A 17632-nucleotide genomic window follows, 5' to 3' on the forward strand; every position below is an offset into this window, starting at 1 on the left:
GATAATTTTATGCACCCACACTTGATCAAATTACTCAGCCTGTCGGCCCTGACCGCCGGCATTCTCGCGGCCAGCGCCGGCGCTCGTGCCGATGAAGCCAAGGCACCTGCCTTCAGCGCCGAACCGTGCTGCAGCCTGTGCCCGGCAGCCCACGACGCGAAGAACTACACCACGCGTTACCAGCAGAACTTCACCACGCTGGTGCAAGCCCAGGGCGATTGGTTGTTCCGTACGCAAGAAGACTTGCGCACCGAGTTCAACACCACCCCCGCTGGCTACAAACGCATGAAAGAACTGCACGATGCGTTCAAGAGCAAAGGCATTGAACTGGTCATCGTTTACCAGCCGACCCGTGGTCTGGTGAACCGCAACAAGCTCAACCCGGAAGACAAGGCCAAGTTCGATTTCGACAAGGCCTTGAGGAACTACAAGACCATGCTCGGGCGTTTCGAGCAGATGGGTTACGTGGTGCCTGACCTGTCGCCACTGACCAACGAATCACTGCCAGAAACCCTGCCGGCCCACGACTTCTACTTCCAGGGCGACCAACACTGGACGCCGTATGGCGCCCAACGCACGGCGAAAATCGTTGGCGAGAAAATCAAGCAATTGCCTGAGTTCGCTGACATTCCGAAGCGCGAATTCGAGAGCCATAAGTCGGGTCGCATGGGCAAGACCGGAACGTTACACAACATGGCTGGTCAACTCTGTGGCACCAGCTACGCGATCCAGTACATGGATCAGTTCACCACCGAGCCGAAAGGCGAAGCAGCTGATGGCGATCTGTTCAGTGATTCCGGAAATCCGGAGATCACCCTGGTCGGCACCAGCCACAGCGGCAAGAACTACAACTTCGCCGGTTTCCTCGAAGAGGCCATCGGCGCCGACATCCTCAACGTGGCGTTCCCCGGCGGTGGCCTGGAAGGTTCGATGCTGCAGTACCTGGGCAGCGAAGAGTTCCAGACCAAGCCGCCGAAGATTCTGATCTGGGAATTCTCGCCGCTCTATCGCCTCGACCAGGAAACCATCTACCGCCAGATGATGGCGCTGCTGGACAACGGTTGCGAAGGAAAGGATGCACAGATGAGCGCCAGCGCCACGCTGAAACCGGGCAAAAACGAATTGATGGTCAACAGCAAGAACCTGAACCTGCAAAACAGCAGTCACCAGGTTGATATCCGCTTCGCCGATCCGTCGGTGAAAACTCTGCAAGCCACCCTCTGGTACATGAACGGTCGCCACGAGGACATCAAGATCGAAAAACCGGAAACCTCCGACACCGACGGGCGTTTCGCCTTCGAGTTGCGCACGGACGAAGACTGGGCCTCGCAGAATCTGCTGGCCGTCGAAGTCCAGGGACCTGAAAAAGCAGGTACCGCGCCTCAGAAAGTCGAAGCGAAAATCTGCAAACGCAACGTGTTCCCTGGCGCTGGGCAGCGTACCGCTCAGACCGGGCAATGAGGCAACTATGCAAACCCGAACTTTGAAAAGATTGATCGCACCGTCCCTGTTGAGCCTGGCCATGTTTGCCGGTGCGACACAGGCCGCCGCGCCACTGCGCCCGCCACAGGGGTACTTCGCGCCGATTGAAAAAGTCAAAACCGGCGGCAAGAGTGAAGGTTGTGATGCGATGCCGACGCCGTACACCGGCTCGCTGCAATTTCGCAGCAAATACGAAGGTTCCGACAAGGCCCGTTCGACCCTGAACGAGGCATCGGAAAAAGCCTTCCGCGACACCACGGCCGACATCACTAAGATTGAGCGCGGCACCAGCAAGCGCGTAATGCAGTACATGCGTGACGGTCGTCCGGAACAGCTGGAATGCACCCTGAATTGGTTGACCGCCTGGGCCAAGGCCGATGCGTTGATGTCCAAGGACTTCAACCACACCGGCAAGTCCATGCGCAAATGGGCGCTGGGCAGCATGGCGTCGTCCTACATTCGCCTGAAGTTCTCCGAGTCGAATCCGTTGGCGAACCATCAGCAAGAGTCGCAGTTGATTGAAGCCTGGTTCAGCAAAATGGCTGATCAGGTGGTCAGCGATTGGGACAACCTGCCGCTGGATAAAACCAACAACCACTCGTACTGGTCCGCCTGGTCGGTGATGGCAACGTCCATCGCCACCAACCGCCGCGACCTGTTCGACTGGTCGGTGAAGGAATTCAAGGTCGGCGCCAATCAAATTGATGCCCAGGGTTTCCTGCCCAACGAACTCAAGCGCGAGCAACGCGCCCTCGCCTACCACAACTACGCCCTGCCGCCGCTGGCGATGATCGCCAGTTTCGCTCAGGTCAACGGTGTGGACTTGCGTCAGGAAAACAACGGCGCTTTGAAACGCCTGGGTGATCGAGTGCTCGCGGGTGTCGAAGACCCGGAAGAATTCGAGAACAAGAACGGTAAGGAACAGGACATGACCGATCTGAAAGACGACTCGAAATTCGCCTGGCTCGAACCGTTCTGCTCGCTCTACACCTGCTCGCCGGATGTGCTTGAGAAAAAGCACGAGATGCAGCCGTTCAAGACTTTTCGCCTCGGGGGTGACCTGACCAAGGTCTACGACCCGGCGAATGCAAAAGGCAAAGGGTCTTAGGACCAACGCAAATAACCTGTAGGAGCCGAGCTTGCTCGCGATGACTGAGTGTCAGTCGACATCGATGTTGAATGTCAGACCGCAATCGCGAGCAAGCTCGGCTCCTACAGGGTAAGTGCAAGGCATGTGTTTTTGAGTGATGTGTCCCCCAGGTTTTCGGTGGGGGGTTTGGGGGGGCTGCGGCCCTTGACTGTTGGTTAAACATGGAGAGACCGGGATGGTATTTTCATCCAACGTGTTCCTGTTTTTGTTCCTGCCGATCTTTCTCGGCATGTACTACTTAAGCGGAATACGCTATCGCAACCTGCTGCTGCTGATTGCCAGTTACGTGTTCTACGCCTGGTGGCGTGTGGACTTCCTTGCGCTGTTCGCAGCCGTCACCCTGTGGAACTACTGGATCGGCCTCAAAGTCGGTGCCGCAGGCGTTCGGACCAAACCGGCACAACGCTGGTTGCTCCTGGGCGTGGCCGTCGACCTGTGCATTCTCGGCTACTTCAAGTACGCCAACTTCGGCGTCGACAGCATCAACGCGATGATGACCTCCGTCGGTCTGTCGCCGTTCATCCTGACCCACGTGCTGTTGCCGATCGGGATCTCGTTCTACATCTTCGAGTCCATCAGCTACATCATCGACGTCTACCGTGGTGACACGCCAGCGACGCGCAACCTGATCGACTTTGCCGCTTTCGTGGCGATCTTCCCGCACTTGATCGCCGGTCCGGTGTTGCGCTTCCGCGATCTCGCCGACCAGTTCAACAACCGCACCCACACCCTCGACAAGTTCTCCGAAGGTGCGACGCGATTCATGCAGGGCTTCATCAAGAAGGTCTTCATCGCCGACACCCTGGCGGTCGTGGCCGACCATTGCTTCGCCTTGCAGAACCCGACCACGGGCGATGCCTGGCTCGGCGCGCTGGCCTACACCGCGCAGCTGTATTTCGACTTCTCCGGTTACAGCGACATGGCGATCGGTCTGGGCTTGATGATGGGTTTCCGCTTCATGGAAAACTTCAAACAGCCGTACATCAGCCAGTCGATCACCGAGTTCTGGCGTCGCTGGCACATCAGCCTGTCCACCTGGTTGCGTGACTACCTGTACATCACGCTGGGCGGTAACCGTAAAGGCACGCTGATGACCTATCGCAACCTGTTCCTGACCATGCTGCTCGGTGGTCTGTGGCACGGCGCGAACATCACGTACATCATCTGGGGCGCCTGGCACGGCATGTGGCTGGCGATCGAAAAAGCCCTCGGCCTGAATACCTCGCCGCGCAGCATCAACCCGATCCGCTGGGCGCTGACCTTCCTGCTCGTGGTCATGGGCTGGGTGATCTTCCGCTCGGAAAACCTGCACGTCGCCGGTCGTATGTACGGTGCGATGTTCAGCTTCGGCGAATGGTCACTGTCGGAACTCAACGCGGCCAGCCTCACCGGCCTGCAAGTGGCGACCCTCGTGGTGGCTTACATGACCCTGGCGTTCTTCGGCATTCGTGACTTCTACAGCAACCTGCCGCCTGAGAAGACCAAGCCTGTTGTGAACGTCGAGGCCGATGGCCCGGCTGCCGCTACGCCTGGAATGATCAAAGCCGTACCGGGTGACAACCCGGGCAGCATCCACCAGCCTGGCTACACCGTCGGCGTTGAAGCGACTGTGCAACCGGCCTACTGGACTGCGGACTGGTCTCGTTACGTGATGCGCACGCTGGTACTGGTGCTGTTCATCGCCTCGATTTTCAAACTCTCGGCGCAAAGCTTCTCGCCGTTCCTTTACTTCCAGTTCTGAGGGATCTGACTATGACCCGCTCATTACGCATCCTCTACATCACCCTGTTCATGGTGACGCTGTTGGTCCTTGGCGTGTGGTCCACGCGCAGTTTCCTCGGCTTCAGTACCTCTGCCGAAACGACGGTGCTCAACGGCCGCTGGACCAAAGCCGTGGAAACGCATTACGACGAAGAGTTTCCGATCAAGCGCCTGGGCACCAACCTTTGGGCTGCGCTGGACTTCAAACTGTTCAACGAAGGTCGTCCGGGCGTCGTGCTCGGCCGCGATCAGTGGTTGTACAGCGATGAGGAATTCAACCCGATCGTCAACGAAGAGCTGAACCTGCAAGGCAACTACGCGCTGGTTGAAGGCGTGCGCCAGGAACTGAAAGCCAAAGGCGTGAAACTGGTCATGGCAATCGTGCCGGCCAAGACTCGCCTGTACCCCGAACACCTGGGTGAAGTGAAGCCTTCGAGCATCCACGCCAACCTCTATGAGGACTTCCACACTCGTGTGGCGGCCAACAAGATCCTCGCTCCCGACCTCTTCGGCCCGATGCTGAAAGCCAAGCTGGACGGTCAGCAAGTGTTCCTGCGAACCGACACTCACTGGACCCCGGAAGGCGCGCAAATCGCTGCCGAGGCCCTGGCCAAAACCATCGCCGAAAAAGCGCCGCTGAGCGGCGAGCCGCAGCATTTCGTCACTGAGCCTGCGGAGAAGGTGACTCACAAGGGCGACCTGCGGTTGTTCCTGCCGCTGGACCCGCTGTTCGAAAACCTGATGCCCAAGACTGAGCCGTTGCAGAAACGCAACACCGTTGCGGCGCAGGACCAGCCGGCCGCTGATGACGCCCTGTTCGCCAACACTGAAGTGCCGGTGGCCCTGATCGGCACCAGCTACAGCGCCAACCCCAACTGGAACTTCGTCGGTGCGCTGAAACAAGCGCTGAACAGCGACGTGGTCAATTACGCCGAAGACGGCCACGGCCCGATTCTGCCGATGCTCACTTATCTGAAAAGTGACGCTTTCAAGAACAGCCCGCCACAGGTGCTGATCTGGGAGTTTCCTGAACGTTATCTGCCTGTGAATAACGAAATCGGTGACGCCGACCCGCAGTGGGTCGCAGAGCTCAAAGAAGCCGGCGTTCGCCAACAAAACGTAGCCGCAAACACTAAATCCGAGACGCCCGACCGGGCGCAAAACTGAAAGAGAGGTACACCATGACTTTCACTACTACTCCTCGCCGTCTCGCCAAGACCTTCGCTCTCGTTGCTGGCATGAGCGTGTTGTCGATGTCCGCCTTCGCTGGCGACGCCGCACTCTACGGCCCGACTGCACCGAAAGGTTCGAGCTTCGTACGTGTCTACAACGCCGGTAACGCTGAGGTCAGCGCCACCGTCGGCACCACCAACCTGAGCGAAGTCGCGCCGCTGTCCAGCAGTGACTTCAGCTTCATGCCGGGCGGCGATTACAGCGCCAAAGTCGGCAGCCAGACCCTGCCGGTGAAACTGGCCGGTGACCACTATTACACCCTGGTCAACAACGCCAGCGGCGCACCGCAACTGATCGAAGAGCCGCCGTTCAAGAACAAGCAGAAATCCCTGGTTCGCGTGCAGAACCTCAGCGACAAGGCCCTGACCCTGAAAACCGCTGACGGCAAGACCGAAGTGGTTCCGACCGTGGCGGCCAAAGGCCGTGGCGAGCGTGAAATCAACCCGGTGAAAGTCAGCCTGGCACTGTACGACGGCGCCACCAAGGTCGGCGACGTGAAGCCGGTTGCCCTGGAACGAGGCGAAGCCGCGGTGCTGTACGTCACCGGCAGCGGCAGCAGCCTGTCGCCAGTCTGGGTGAAACGCCCGGTTTCGACGCGCTAATCATTTTGTCGGGTAGCCCACGGGCTACCCGGACACGGAATAAGAACAAGAGTGAAACGACAGAACGCAGTAGCTCTGACCCATACGATTTTCAAGGAGTAACAACATGATTCCGGTGATCTTGTCAGGTGGTAGTGGCTCACGTCTTTGGCCGCTTTCGCGCAAGCAATTCCCTAAGCAATTTCTCGCCCTGACCGGCGAACAAACATTGTTCCAGCAAACTCTGGAACGCCTGGTGTTCGAAGGCATGGACACCCCCATCGTGGTCTGCAACAAGGAACACCGTTTCATCGTCAACGAGCAGCTGGGCGCCCGTAAACTGGACGTGCAGCGCATCCTGATGGAACCGTTCGGCCGCAACACCGCGCCGGCCGTGGCCTTGACCGCACTGATGCTGGTCAACGAAGGTCGCGACGAATTGATGTTGGTGCTGCCTGCCGACCACGTGCTGGAAGATCAGAAAGCCCTGCAACGTGCACTGGCCCTGGCCACGGTCGCTGCAGAAAACGGCGAAATGGTGCTGTTCGGTGTACCGGCCACCAAACCGGAAACCGGCTACGGCTACATCAAGTCGGCCAATGATTCGCTGCTGCCCGAAGGTGTCAGCCGCGTTTCGCACTTCGTCGAAAAACCGGACGTGAAACGCGCCACCGAGTTCGTCGAGTCCGGCGGTTACTTCTGGAACAGCGGCATGTTCCTGTTCCGTGCCAGCCGTTTCCTCGAAGAGCTGAAAAAACACGATCCGGACATCTACGACACCTGCGTGCTGACCCTGGAACGCAGCGAGCAGGATGCCGACACGGTCGACATCGACTCCGCCACCTTCGCTTGCTGCCCGGACAATTCCATCGACTACTCGGTGATGGAAAAAACCCAGCGCGCCTGCGTTGTACCGCTGACCGCGGGCTGGAGCGATGTCGGCTGCTGGTCGTCGTTGTGGGAAGTGAATGAAAAAGACGCCAACGGCAACGTCACCAAAGGCGACGTGGTCATTCAGGACAGCAAAAACTGCATGATCCACGGCAACGGCAAACTGGTGTCGGTGATCGGCCTGGAAAACATCGTGGTCGTCGAAACCAAGGACGCCATGATGATCGCCCACAAGGACTCGGTCCAGGGCGTGAAACAGATGGTCAACACCCTCAACGAGCAGGGCCGCAGCGAAACCCAGACCCACTGCGAAGTCTATCGTCCGTGGGGCTCCTACGACTCGGTGGACATGGGTGGCCGCTTCCAGGTCAAGCGCATCTCGGTCAAACCGGGCGCGTGCCTGTCGCTGCAGATGCACCACCACCGCGCCGAACACTGGATCGTGGTCAGCGGCACCGCTGAAGTGACCTGCGACGAAAACGTGTTCCTGCTCACTGAAAACCAGTCGACCTACATCCCTATCGCCTCGGTCCACCGCTTGCGCAATCCGGGCAAGATCTCGCTGGAAATCATCGAAGTGCAATCGGGCAGCTACCTGGGCGAAGACGATATCGAGCGGTTTGAAGATATCTACGGTCGCTCCAACCCGATCGAACGCGGCGTGTCGGTGAAAACCATCGCGCAGTGATTGATCTGTAACACAAGAAGCCCCCGTCCGACCCGCTGCGTTTCCCTATCCGCAGCGGGTTGGGTGGGGGCTTTTTTTGTCTGGCGTTTTTGTTGCCTCCGCGGGCCTCATCGCGAGCAAGCTCGCTCCCACATTTAATCGCATTCCCATAAGACAACTCCGTCGAATGTGGGAGCGAGCTTGCTCGCGATGAGGCCATCACTTCCACCAACAACAATCAAGCCCATCGCCAACCGCACCCACGCTTAGGTAGGATGACCTTCTCCCCTCCCGAGGTTTGCGTCATGTTCATCGGCGTCCTGCTGGTCATCACCTGGCTGATTTTGTTGCTGCGCTACCCGACCAAGGCATTGCCCGTCTCTGTGGCAGCCGCCATCGGATTGGGTGTGGTCGCAACGTGGGTGATCTGGATGGACAACCGCGAGGTCAAGCAACTGGCGCGCCTGGAGTTGCGCATCACCTACGCGCCCGAACACTGCCCGGTGGACCGGCCGTTGCATCTGACAATGAACAACGGCAACGACGTGCCGCTGACCGAGTTACGCTGGCGAGTCGCCGCGTATGCGCCGGGCGATACGGTCAACCTGGCCGACAATCAATACGCCGCACCGCGCTATCGCGGCCCCGGCGAACTGCAGGCCGGCGCGAACTGGGAAGACTGTTTGCCCCTGCCGCCGTTGCGTCCTGGCTATCGCCCACAAACGCTGGAGTTTCGCGCTGAGCGTTTGCAGGGTAGTTTCTCCGACTAATCCCCTTCCTCTTTTTGCACAAGGACCGCGCCATGCCCGTTGCGTTAATTACCGGTTGCTCCAGCGGCATAGGCCGCGCCCTCGCCGAGGTGTTCAAAAGTGCTGGTTACGAAGTCTGGGCCAGCGCCCGCAAGGCTGAAGACGTGGTGGCCCTGGCCGCTGCCGGTTTCACTGCCGTGCAACTGGACGTCAACGACAGTGCAGCACTCGAACACTTGAGCGAGCGCATCAACCAGCAACATGGCGGCCTCGATGTGCTGATCAACAATGCCGGTTACGGCGCCATGGGGCCGTTGCTCGACGGCGGTGTGCCGGCCATGCAGCGGCAATTCGAAACCAACGTGTTTGCCATCGTCGGCGTCACCCGCGCCCTGTTCCCGGTGCTGCGTCGCGCCAAGGGTCTGGTGGTGAACATCGGCAGCGTGTCCGGGGTTCTGGTCACGCCATTCGCTGGCGCCTACTGCGCCTCGAAAGCGGCGGTACATGCCTTGACCGATGCGTTGCGCATGGAACTGGCGCCGTTTGGCGTGCGGGTCATGGAAGTCCAGCCGGGCGCCATCGCTTCCAGTTTTGCCAAGAATGCCGGTCATGAGGCGGAGCAGTTTATTACCGAACAATCGCCGTGGTTTCCACTGCGTGAAGGCATTCGCGCACGGGCCAAGGCCTCCCAGGACAACCCGACCCCGGCCAGTGAATTTGCCGCCGGTTTGCTCAAGGCCGTGCAGCAGAGCAAACCACCGCGCCTGATTCGTCTGGGCAATGGCAGTCGGGCGTTGCCGTTACTGGCGGGGTTGCTGCCTAAAGGGCTGCTGGAGGCGGGGTTGATGAAACGGTTCGGATTGCACGTGACTCTATAAGTGCTTCAAAGCCACTGCCTGAGCAGTGGCTTTAAACAACCCAGTCGAATTGCGATCAACCCGACACCATCAGCGCGGGAAGGCCATTAGGTTGGGCAAGCATTCGAACGCCGGAGACTGACCCGACGCTGCCGGATAGAGCAGTTGGATGGAAACAGCCAGCTCTTTGCCCGGCTCCAGTAAATATTGATCACCCGGTGGTGTAACCAACTCAATGACCCCTTCTGTACCGTCATGAGCAACATCGAGCCAAGGGTTAGCGTAGATTTTCGTGCCCACGGGTAATCCCGCACTTGAAAACTTCCACCGGGCGAACGAGTGACCGTTGGATTTCACAATAACGTCGTAACTGTATATATAGCCTTGAGTGGCTTGATCTTGCCATTTAGTTTTAAACACCTGGCGCGTGGAAATAGCCTGCTCTTCATTACCCTTGACGAGAACCGAGCAATACATATTTTCCTCATGGCTCGGCTGGTAATAAACAATCCCGAACAATTCGGCAATTTTGGAAGGTTCAAGATTTTGCTCAGTTTTAAATGTCAACGTGCGCGTGGGATTCCACCCCTGACGTTGATCATCAGTAATCGCCAGGGTGCTGAAGCCGGAGTGTTCGGAGTGGATCATTCGCGCACCCGTTGTCGGCATTGAAGCATGTAGAAGGGTTGCGCCATAAGCCCTGAACTGTAATCGCGAACCCACCGGTGGCGGAGCACCGTCCGTTTCAAGCGTGAAACCGAGCGTCACCGGAACGCCCTTCTTTATAGGGTTGATATAATTATCCATTCTAATATCAATCAGCTTTGTCATTTAAAAGAACCTTCCATAAGATAAAATATATTAACGCCAGCCAAGCTGACTCCTTATACCCGCCAAACATTAACCCAAACTAAAATAGTTCATGCATGCACATGACACACAAAACACTAACACACCAAAAACAACTAATGACGACAACAAACACCCAATTACAACTTATTAAAAATATCGACCTCAATCATTAAAAACCATGCAATTGTTGTAGCAACAAACATTTTCGGGTTGCACAATAACGCTCCATCTATTGAACAGTGCTTTACGGCAGCGGCACCAACCTTTCACGCCCCTTCAGGAAAAAAAGCATGTCCGACTACACCGAATACTTTGACGAAGTGATCCAGGCCCACGTCGCCATTGAGCAGTGGTTGGCCGAGGAACAGGACGAGCCGGCGCTTGAACAGTTGCTGACGCGTTTTTCACCGCAGTTTTCCATGATCTCGCCATTGGGGCGGGTGCTGGACTTCGACGCGTTGAGCGAATTGTTTTTGATGGCGGGCGGGAAGAAACTCGGGTTCAGAATTGAGCTCAGCGAGTTGCGCGGCATCGCTCTGCACGACGGTGGTGCAACGGTGAGTTATCGCGAGCAGCAGACAGATGCGACCGGCCTACATTCTGATCGCCGGTCGACGGTGGTGTTTGAGAGGCAGGTGGACGGCAAAGTGGTTTGGCGTCATTTGCATGAGACGTTTTGCAAGGAATGAACCTTTGCCTTATGTCTGATAGACCGAGTCGCTTCATTCGCGAGCAAGCCCGCTCCCACAGGGGTTAGCGTCGTTCACAAAATCTGCATTCGAACTCGGGCCAATGTGGGAGCGGGCTTGCTCGCGAAGGCCGTGACTCGGTCCAATGGCTAGTTCACCACAACGGTGCAAGTAATCCCCGCCGCCAACAGCACCCCCTCCGGCACTTCATCGATGTGTATCCGCACCGGCACTCGCTGCGCCAAGCGCACCCAGTTAAAGGTCGGGTTCACATCGGCAATCAGTTCACGACTCTCCGGGTTATCACGGTCGTAGATGCCGCGAGAAATGCTTTCCACATGCCCCTTCAACACTTCCCCACTCATCAGCTGCATGTCGGCTTTATCGCCGACCCGCACATGGGGCAATTTGGTTTCTTCAAAGAAGCCGTAGACCCAGAACGAATTCATGTCGACCACGGCCATTTTCGCCTCACCGATGCGCGCGTAATCGCCGCGATGCACATTGAGGTTGGTCACGTAGCCGTCCACCGCTGCGCGGACCTCGGTGCGTTTGAGGTTCAGTTCGGCGGCTTCGAGCTGCGCCTGAGCATGCTGGTAATCGGCTAACGCCGAGTCGGCGATGTTGCTGGCGTCGTCGCGGTTTTCCCTGGAGATCACCAGATTGTCCATGTCGGCGCGGCGGTGGGCGTTGACCTTACGCATCTCCCACGTCGACTTGCGCGAGGCCACCAGCGACTGTGCCTGTTTGACCGCGATGCGGTAGTGCTCAGGGTCGATCCGCATCAGCAAATCGCCCTTCTTCACCTGTTGATTGTCGCGCACCGGCACGTCCACCACTTCCCCGGTGACGTCGGCGGCGACGTTGATGATGTCGGCGCGCACCCGGCCGTCGCGGGTCCACGGCGTGTCCATGTAATGCACCCACAGGGTCCGGCCGATCCACATCGCAAGGGCCAACACCAGCAAGGTGGCGAGCAGGCTGAAAAGCTTTTTCATCAGGGCCTTCTTCAGAGATAGAGAGTCAACGGTAAACGGTCAGCGCCAGGGCGCCGAACAGGCAGGTAAACAGACTCAGGCGCAGCAGCGCCGGGTGCCAGAAGAAACGGTACAGATCGAACCCGGACAGGAACCGATCAAGTGCCCAGGCCAGCGCCGCCGCAATGAAAAACATCAGGGTCATGGTCGGCATGTACACGCCGTGGAAAGCGATTTCACGAGGCATGTTCAAGTCCTTGGGGCTTGGCGGTGGCGTAAGCCGCGAGCGGTGATTGCGGGTCCAGCAACGAGGTGCGGATGAAGTGCAAATAGCTCTTCACCCGACGCAGGGCCGAGGTGTCGAAGTGCGGCGCGAAAGGTTCGTCGGTGGCTTGCACGCGGCTGATCGCGTGATCGACAGCGATCAGGCCGCGCTCCAGATTGCTCTGGCTCGGTTGCAGAAACAGCCGCACCAGCGAGCGCCCCATCACCCGGATCGCCTGACGCCACGGCTGGGATTCGGCATAGGCCGGATGCACCGGCAGGATCGCCTGTTCCTTGCGCAACTCAATGATCGCGTGGCCGACTTCCAGCACCACAAACATCCAGCGCAGCAAGTTCCGTTGCACCTGCGGTTGCCCTGCCGCGAGACCGTAGGCCTGATGCAGCAGGTCCCGCGTACTGCTTTCGAAACTCGACGCCAAACCCCTCAGTTTGCCGCTGATGGCGTACACCACTTGCCCGCGCAAATCCTGCTCCAGCCGACGCCACAACCAGCGGCTGTTGGGCGGCAGGATGATCGCCCCGGCCGCCGCGCACACCAGCATGCCGAGCACCATGGCGATGTAGTCGTTGATAAAGGCGTAAGGGTTGTAAACGGTGAAGTTGTCCGGCACCGAACCGGTGCTGAAAAAGATCAGCAAACCGAGACCGACACCGGCGTATTGCGGCCGCGAAGTGAGGAACGAACCGAGCACGATCACCGGTGCGAGCATCACGCAGAGCAACGGAAAACCGTCGATCCACGGGAAGATGAAAAACATCTCGACGAAGCCGATCAGCGCCCCGAGGAGCGTCCCGCAAGCCATTTGAAACGCCATGCGTTTTGGATTCGGTGTCGCCGCAGAAAGGCCCACGGTCGCGGCGGCAATCAAGGTCATCGTCGCCCCGCTCGGCCACGCGGTGGCGACCCAATAGCTGCCCAGAACCACCAGAATGAACGCCGCGCGAATCCCCGAGGCGGCCGACGCCATCCAGTTGGTTTGCGGGGTGAACGGCTCATCCCATTGCTCGCGCGCATGGCTGTGATCGGCCAGCGACGCGTGGGTCTGTGCATAACTGTGCAGGTCGTCGACGAAGCGATAGAGCAGTTCGTACGCGGTATGAAAATCCAGCTGCTCGGCATCGCTCGGGTCGCTCTCCTGAAAAACCGCCCGCAAGCTGCGAACGCGCGCCGGCAGACCTTCTTTATAGGCGCTCAGCGCGATGACCAGACGCCCCGCATCGGCGTTGGTCAGGGCTCGACCGCTGAAGCCATCGAGCAGTTCGGCGAGGTCCTGCAAACCCGGTTTGATCGCCGCGACCACGTGATCGGTGCCGCTGCCGCGCAAGCGCTCAAGCAACTGGTGCAAGGCGTTGAAACGGGTGGTAATGCCCATGAATTCGCTGTTCAAGCGACTGAGCCGACCGTTGCGTCGACGCATGTGCGGGTCTTCGAAAACCGTGACGCTGCGCAGCCCTTCCAATCCGACAGCCTCGGCGATGAAGCGCACGTTGCTTGCCTCGAAAGCGTCCCGTTTACTGCGACCGCGTAAGCCATCGGTAACGAATAGCGCGAACACGCCGAAGCGCTGATACAAGGCGTTGCGCATGGCGGCGCTGGCGGATTGCGGCAAGATCGCGGCGCTGACCAGCGTGGAGCAAATAATCCCCAGGGAGATTTCCAGCACCCGCCAGACCGCCGCCATAAACGCGCCGTCAGGGTGCGCCAGTGCGGGCAAACCGACCATCGCGGCGGTGTAACCGGCGAGCACGAAACCATAAGCGCGGAAGTTGCGATAGCGCGCCGCGCCCGCCGAACAGATGCCCACCCAGATCGCCAGCGAACCGAGGAACAGCTCGGTGTTCTGCGCAAACAAGGCAATCAACGCGACCATCACCGCCGAGCCGGCCAATGTCCCAAGGAAGCGATAAAAACTCTTGGCCAACACGTGGCCGCTTTGCGGTTGCATGACGATGAACACGGTGATCATCGCCGTGCGCGGCTGCGGCAACTCCAGGCGCATGGCCAGCCACAGGGTCAGAAACGCCGCGAACAAGACCTTGAAAATGTAGACCCAGGTCACGCCATCGCTGCGCGCCCAGTCGAAGAAACCCCGGCGCCATTCAAGGGAATACAGCCAGCGCAAAGGTGCGGGCAAGGGAGTCATGAAATCCTGCTCATTGGTCGAAAGTTGTGCGGCGTGAACTCGGTCCCTGTGGGAGCGACGGTGCGGCGATCCGACTTGCTCGCGAATGCGGACTGGCATTCAACATTAATGTCGCCTGATACACCGCCTTCGCGAGCAAGCCCGCTCCCACAGGTTTTGTGTTCAATTTGAGAGGCTCTTAAGCAGGGCCGGGGTTTTCGGTACAGCGGTCTGGCTGTCCTTCGGCACGTCGTTGCCCGCACCGAGTCCACCGCCCAAAGCGGTTACCAGTTCAGCGTGAGCACTGAGGCGTGCGGCCTGCACCTGCTGCTGAACTTGTTGCTGTTTGAACAACAGCGTCTGGGCGTTGAGCACGTTGAGGTAGTCGGTGAGCCCGCGCTGGTAGGCGATCATTGCGATGTCATAAGTCTTCTGGGCTGTGGCCACCGACTCGGCGGCGAAGGTTTGCTGCTTGTCCATGGATTCGCGGCGGATCAACTGGTCGGAGATGTTTTTGAGCGCGTTGACCAGCGTCTGGTTGTACTTGGCCACGGCGATGTCGTAACCGGCCGAGGCTTCGCCCAGCTCCGAACGCAAACGGCCGCCGTCGAAGATAGGCAACGAGATGGCCGGGCCGACGCTGTAGTTGAGCTTCTTGCCGGTCAAAAACTCCAGCGCCCCGCCGCCAGTGGCCATGTAGCCGAGGCTGCCGACCAGGTCGACGTTGGGGTAGAAACCGGCGTGAGCGACATCAATACCGCGCGCCTGGGCCGCCACTTGCCAACGACTGGCAACCACGTCCGGGCGTTGGCCGAGCAGTTGCGCGGGCAAGGTCGACGGCAACTTCAGTGCTGCGCCCAACGACATCGTTGGCCGCTGCAACTGCGCACCCTCCCCCGGACCTTTGCCCGCAAGGGCTGCGAGTTGATTGCGGCTCAGGGCGATTTCTTCGTCCAGCGCATCGATCTGGCGGTGGGTTTCCGGCAGCGGCGTTTCAGCCTGACTGACTTCGAAATGGGTGCCGATACCACCGTTCAGGCGCTTCTGCGCAAGGTCGAGAATTTGCTGCTGCTGTTTCAAGGTCGCGGCGACGATGTCCCGTTGCGCGTAATGCAACGACAGTTCGATGTAGGCGCGCACGATGTTGTTCTGCAATTCGAGCTGGGCCAGACGTGCTTCCGCGGCAGTCATGTGCGCCATGTCGACGGCGCGCTCGGTGGCGTTGCTTTCGCGACCCCAAAGGTCGAGGGCGTAGCTGAAGCCCAATGACGCGTTGTTGTCCCACGTCGTCCTGTTGGCCAACTCGCCCGGTCCGTAGAACTGATCGGTGGGCCAGTTGTGGCGTTTGAGAGTGGATTCACCATTGATCTGCAAAGACTCGGCGGACTCGGCGATCCCGGCCATGGATTTGGCCTGACGCACTCGCGCCGTCGCCATGGCCATGGTCGGGCTGCCTTGCAGGGCGAGGTCGATCCAGCGGTTCAGTTGCGGGTCGCCATAGGCCTGCCACCATTGCGCGGTGGGCCAGTGAGCGTCCTGTGCAGCGTTCTGAATGGCTTCGTCGGTGGCCAATGAATTGGCCTCGAGTGCCTTGCCCTGTGGGGCAATACCTCCGGTACCGATGCAGCCGCTGATTGCCAGGGTTAAAGCCAAAACACTGAGCGTCTGAAGCGCTCTGTTGATGCGACGCGGCACTGCTGCGATTTCCTGAGGTGGGGAGTTGTTCCTGAGGTGCGCAATTCTAGGGGTGGGTTTGGATGGCGATAAGCTGGGAATCCTGTGAATCTTTGTTACCGTTAACGCGATAATCCCTTGGTCGGGGTCTCAGCCCCCGTAACTTCGTGTCACAATTTGCCATCGCCTCCGAGAGCACCCCATGGACACTTTGCAAAACATGCGCGCCTTCAGTTACGTGGCCGAGGCCGGCAGCTTCACCGCCGCCGCCGTGCAACTCGACACCACGACGGCCAACGTTTCGCGCGCGGTCTCCAACCTGGAAGCCCACCTGCAAACCCGCCTGCTCAACCGCACCACCCGACGCATCGCCCTGACCGAGGCCGGCAAGCGCTATCTATTGCGCTGCGAGCAGATCCTGGCCTACGTCGAAGAAGCCGAAGCCGAAGCCAGCGACGCCCACGCCCGCCCGGCCGGACAGCTCAAGGTGCACACCATGACCGGCATCGGTCAGCACTTCGTGATCGACGCCATCGCCCGCTACCGCAAGACTCACCCCGACGTCACCTTCGACCTGACCATGGCCAACCGCGTGCCGGACTTGCTCGACGAGGGCTACGACGTGTCCATCGTGCTCGCCAGCGAACTGCCGGACTCAGGCTTCGTCTCCCAGCGTTTGGGCATCACCTACAGCATCGTTTGCGCCTCGCCCGCCTATGTGAAAGCCAACGGCTGCGCGCAGAAACCCAGCGATTTGCTGAACCACGCGTGTTTGCGTTTGGTAAGCCCGGTGATTCCGCTGGAGAAATGGACCTTCGACGGCCCGGAAGGCCAGGAAATGGTGACCATTAATAGCTCGCCGTTTCTGGTGAACTCCGCTGATGCGATGAAGACGGCGATCATCAGCGGCATGGGGGTTGGGGTTTTGCCGGTGTATGCAGCGATTGAAGGGTTGCGCAACGGTACGCTGGTGCGGGTGATGCCGAATTACCGCTCGCAGGAATTGAATCTGTATGCGATCTATCCGTCGCGGCAGTATCTGGATGCGAAGATTAAAACGTGGGTCGAGTATTTGCGCGGGTCGTTGCCCGAGATTTTGGCGGCGCATCAGGCGGAATTGGTGGCGTATGAATTGAGCGGGAGCATGGGTGGGGTTCGGGTGGCGAACTAAACATTCAACATTGATGGCGAATAACACTCCGCCATCGTCGGAACGCCGCCCGGAGCAAGCTCACTCCCACAATGGATCGGCGTACGCCTTTCGCTCCTCACCACTCAACAGGCCGAGCGTTAGCTCGCCTGCAGCCCTTGATCTTGATCCACCCGCCCCATCGGGAGGCTGAGTGGAGGCGTTCATCTGGGGGGTAGGCGCGCAGCGCCGTTCGACGCAGTCGAACACATCGAGAGGAGGTCGAAGCGAAGCCGACCGGAGGCGATGCCCCCAGATGAATGCCGGAACGAAGGAACGCCGAGCCCAGGCGAGGGGCCGGACGCTCGGGGCGAGCCTTTTTTTGCTTACTTATTTTTGGCGTTTCCCTCCGTGTCAGGCTACCTGTCGCCCTTGTTGATTGACTCAATCATTCAAGAGGGCGAAGGTGAATAACAAATGTCCAAAATGGGCAAGCGATACGAAAGCGACTTCAAAGACTGGGTCGTTCTGC

At 59.1% G+C, this 17632-nt stretch carries 15 protein-coding genes; 10 read left to right on the plus strand and 5 right to left on the minus strand.

Going from position 1 to position 17632, the window contains the following annotated elements; genetic code table 11:
• The first annotated feature begins 9 nt into the window (after positions 1 to 9).
• From CKW16_RS29595 to CKW16_RS29630, 8 genes are all read left to right on the plus strand, one after another.
• Positions 10 to 1461 carry an alginate O-acetyltransferase gene (locus tag CKW16_RS29595; RefSeq protein ID WP_095132977.1) on the plus strand — a complete coding sequence of 484 codons (1452 nt, stop codon included), beginning with the start codon at positions 10 to 12 and terminating at the stop codon, positions 1459 to 1461.
• A 7-nt stretch (positions 1462 to 1468) separates the two neighbouring features.
• Positions 1469 to 2590, plus strand: a complete 1122-nt coding sequence (locus tag CKW16_RS29600; protein WP_095132979.1) for a mannuronate-specific alginate lyase — start codon at positions 1469 to 1471, stop codon at positions 2588 to 2590.
• Between the two features lie 217 nt (positions 2591 to 2807).
• Entirely contained in the window at positions 2808 to 4373 is a 1566-nt protein-coding gene (locus CKW16_RS29605; protein WP_095132981.1) for an MBOAT family protein, read from the plus strand.
• A gap of 11 nt (positions 4374 to 4384) precedes the next feature.
• Positions 4385 to 5560 (plus strand): alginate O-acetyltransferase, encoded by a 1176-nt coding sequence (locus CKW16_RS29610; RefSeq protein ID WP_095132983.1) that lies wholly within the window; start codon positions 4385 to 4387, stop codon positions 5558 to 5560.
• A gap of 14 nt (positions 5561 to 5574) precedes the next feature.
• Positions 5575 to 6228: an alginate O-acetyltransferase AlgF gene (locus tag CKW16_RS29615; RefSeq protein ID WP_095132985.1), complete on the plus strand. Its 654-nt coding sequence runs from the start codon at positions 5575 to 5577 to the stop codon at positions 6226 to 6228.
• A 106-nt stretch (positions 6229 to 6334) separates the two neighbouring features.
• Positions 6335 to 7786 (plus strand): mannose-1-phosphate guanylyltransferase/mannose-6-phosphate isomerase, encoded by a 1452-nt coding sequence (locus CKW16_RS29620; RefSeq protein ID WP_095132987.1) that lies wholly within the window; start codon positions 6335 to 6337, stop codon positions 7784 to 7786.
• Between the two features lie 284 nt (positions 7787 to 8070).
• Positions 8071 to 8535 (plus strand): multidrug transporter, encoded by a 465-nt coding sequence (locus CKW16_RS29625; RefSeq protein ID WP_095132989.1) that lies wholly within the window; start codon positions 8071 to 8073, stop codon positions 8533 to 8535.
• 32 nt (positions 8536 to 8567) lie between these two features.
• Positions 8568 to 9392, plus strand: coding sequence for an SDR family oxidoreductase (locus CKW16_RS29630; RefSeq protein WP_095132991.1), 825 nt, complete (start codon positions 8568 to 8570; stop codon positions 9390 to 9392).
• A gap of 69 nt (positions 9393 to 9461) precedes the next feature.
• Here CKW16_RS29630 and CKW16_RS29635 read toward each other — a convergent pair whose 3' ends face one another.
• Complete coding sequence (locus tag CKW16_RS29635; protein WP_095132993.1) at positions 9462 to 10202, minus strand: hypothetical protein; 741 nt, start codon at positions 10200 to 10202, stop codon at positions 9462 to 9464.
• Between the two features lie 311 nt (positions 10203 to 10513).
• Between CKW16_RS29635 and CKW16_RS29640 the strand changes: the two genes are divergently transcribed.
• The gene (locus tag CKW16_RS29640; RefSeq protein WP_095132995.1) at positions 10514 to 10912 is read left to right on the plus strand and encodes a DUF4440 domain-containing protein; all 399 of its coding nucleotides are present in this window, start codon (positions 10514 to 10516) and stop codon (positions 10910 to 10912) included.
• A gap of 149 nt (positions 10913 to 11061) precedes the next feature.
• Here CKW16_RS29640 and CKW16_RS29645 read toward each other — a convergent pair whose 3' ends face one another.
• The 4 genes from CKW16_RS29645 to CKW16_RS29660 all read right to left on the minus strand — a co-directional run bounded on the left by CKW16_RS29645 (position 11062) and on the right by CKW16_RS29660 (position 15992).
• On the minus strand, positions 11062 to 11910 hold the full coding sequence (locus tag CKW16_RS29645) for an HlyD family secretion protein (protein ID WP_095132997.1): 849 nt from the start codon (positions 11908 to 11910) through the stop codon (positions 11062 to 11064).
• 25 nt (positions 11911 to 11935) lie between these two features.
• Positions 11936 to 12136: a DUF1656 domain-containing protein gene (locus CKW16_RS29650; RefSeq protein ID WP_007896379.1), complete on the minus strand. Its 201-nt coding sequence runs from the start codon at positions 12134 to 12136 to the stop codon at positions 11936 to 11938.
• Positions 12126 to 14318 carry an FUSC family protein gene (locus tag CKW16_RS29655; protein ID WP_095132999.1) on the minus strand — a complete coding sequence of 731 codons (2193 nt, stop codon included), beginning with the start codon at positions 14316 to 14318 and terminating at the stop codon, positions 12126 to 12128. The genes CKW16_RS29650 and CKW16_RS29655 overlap by 11 nt, the downstream gene beginning before the upstream one ends.
• A gap of 162 nt (positions 14319 to 14480) precedes the next feature.
• Positions 14481 to 15992 carry an efflux transporter outer membrane subunit gene (locus CKW16_RS29660; protein ID WP_095133001.1) on the minus strand — a complete coding sequence of 504 codons (1512 nt, stop codon included), beginning with the start codon at positions 15990 to 15992 and terminating at the stop codon, positions 14481 to 14483.
• Positions 15993 to 16173: 181 nt separating this feature from the next.
• Here CKW16_RS29660 and CKW16_RS29665 point away from each other — a divergent pair, with 181 nt between their 5' ends.
• Positions 16174 to 17142, plus strand: coding sequence for a LysR family transcriptional regulator (locus CKW16_RS29665; protein WP_095133002.1), 969 nt, complete (start codon positions 16174 to 16176; stop codon positions 17140 to 17142).
• The last annotated feature ends 490 nt before the right edge of the window (positions 17143 to 17632 follow it).

Source organism: Pseudomonas sp. Irchel s3h14 (assembly GCF_900187425.1).
Taxonomy (GTDB): domain Bacteria; phylum Pseudomonadota; class Gammaproteobacteria; order Pseudomonadales; family Pseudomonadaceae; genus Aquipseudomonas.

Bases quoted from the DNA above. Each gene is read 5' to 3' on its own strand.
- CKW16_RS29630 (WP_095132991.1), top strand. From the start codon at position 8,568: ATGCCCGTTGCGTTAATTACCGGTTGCTCCAGCGGCATAGGCCGCGCC.
- CKW16_RS29595 (WP_095132977.1), top strand. From the start codon at position 10: ATGCACCCACACTTGATCAAATTACTCAGCCTGTCGGCCCTGACCGCC.
- CKW16_RS29650 (WP_007896379.1), bottom strand. From the start codon at position 12,136: ATGCCTCGTGAAATCGCTTTCCACGGCGTGTACATGCCGACCATGACC.
- CKW16_RS29625 (WP_095132989.1), top strand. From the start codon at position 8,071: ATGTTCATCGGCGTCCTGCTGGTCATCACCTGGCTGATTTTGTTGCTG.
- CKW16_RS29645 (WP_095132997.1), bottom strand. From the start codon at position 11,910: ATGAAAAAGCTTTTCAGCCTGCTCGCCACCTTGCTGGTGTTGGCCCTT.
- CKW16_RS29615 (WP_095132985.1), top strand. From the start codon at position 5,575: ATGACTTTCACTACTACTCCTCGCCGTCTCGCCAAGACCTTCGCTCTC.
- CKW16_RS29610 (WP_095132983.1), top strand. From the start codon at position 4,385: ATGACCCGCTCATTACGCATCCTCTACATCACCCTGTTCATGGTGACG.
- CKW16_RS29605 (WP_095132981.1), top strand. From the start codon at position 2,808: ATGGTATTTTCATCCAACGTGTTCCTGTTTTTGTTCCTGCCGATCTTT.
- CKW16_RS29635 (WP_095132993.1), bottom strand. From the start codon at position 10,202: ATGACAAAGCTGATTGATATTAGAATGGATAATTATATCAACCCTATA.
- CKW16_RS29620 (WP_095132987.1), top strand. From the start codon at position 6,335: ATGATTCCGGTGATCTTGTCAGGTGGTAGTGGCTCACGTCTTTGGCCG.
- CKW16_RS29600 (WP_095132979.1), top strand. From the start codon at position 1,469: ATGCAAACCCGAACTTTGAAAAGATTGATCGCACCGTCCCTGTTGAGC.
- CKW16_RS29640 (WP_095132995.1), top strand. From the start codon at position 10,514: ATGTCCGACTACACCGAATACTTTGACGAAGTGATCCAGGCCCACGTC.
- CKW16_RS29665 (WP_095133002.1), top strand. From the start codon at position 16,174: ATGGACACTTTGCAAAACATGCGCGCCTTCAGTTACGTGGCCGAGGCC.
- CKW16_RS29655 (WP_095132999.1), bottom strand. From the start codon at position 14,318: ATGACTCCCTTGCCCGCACCTTTGCGCTGGCTGTATTCCCTTGAATGG.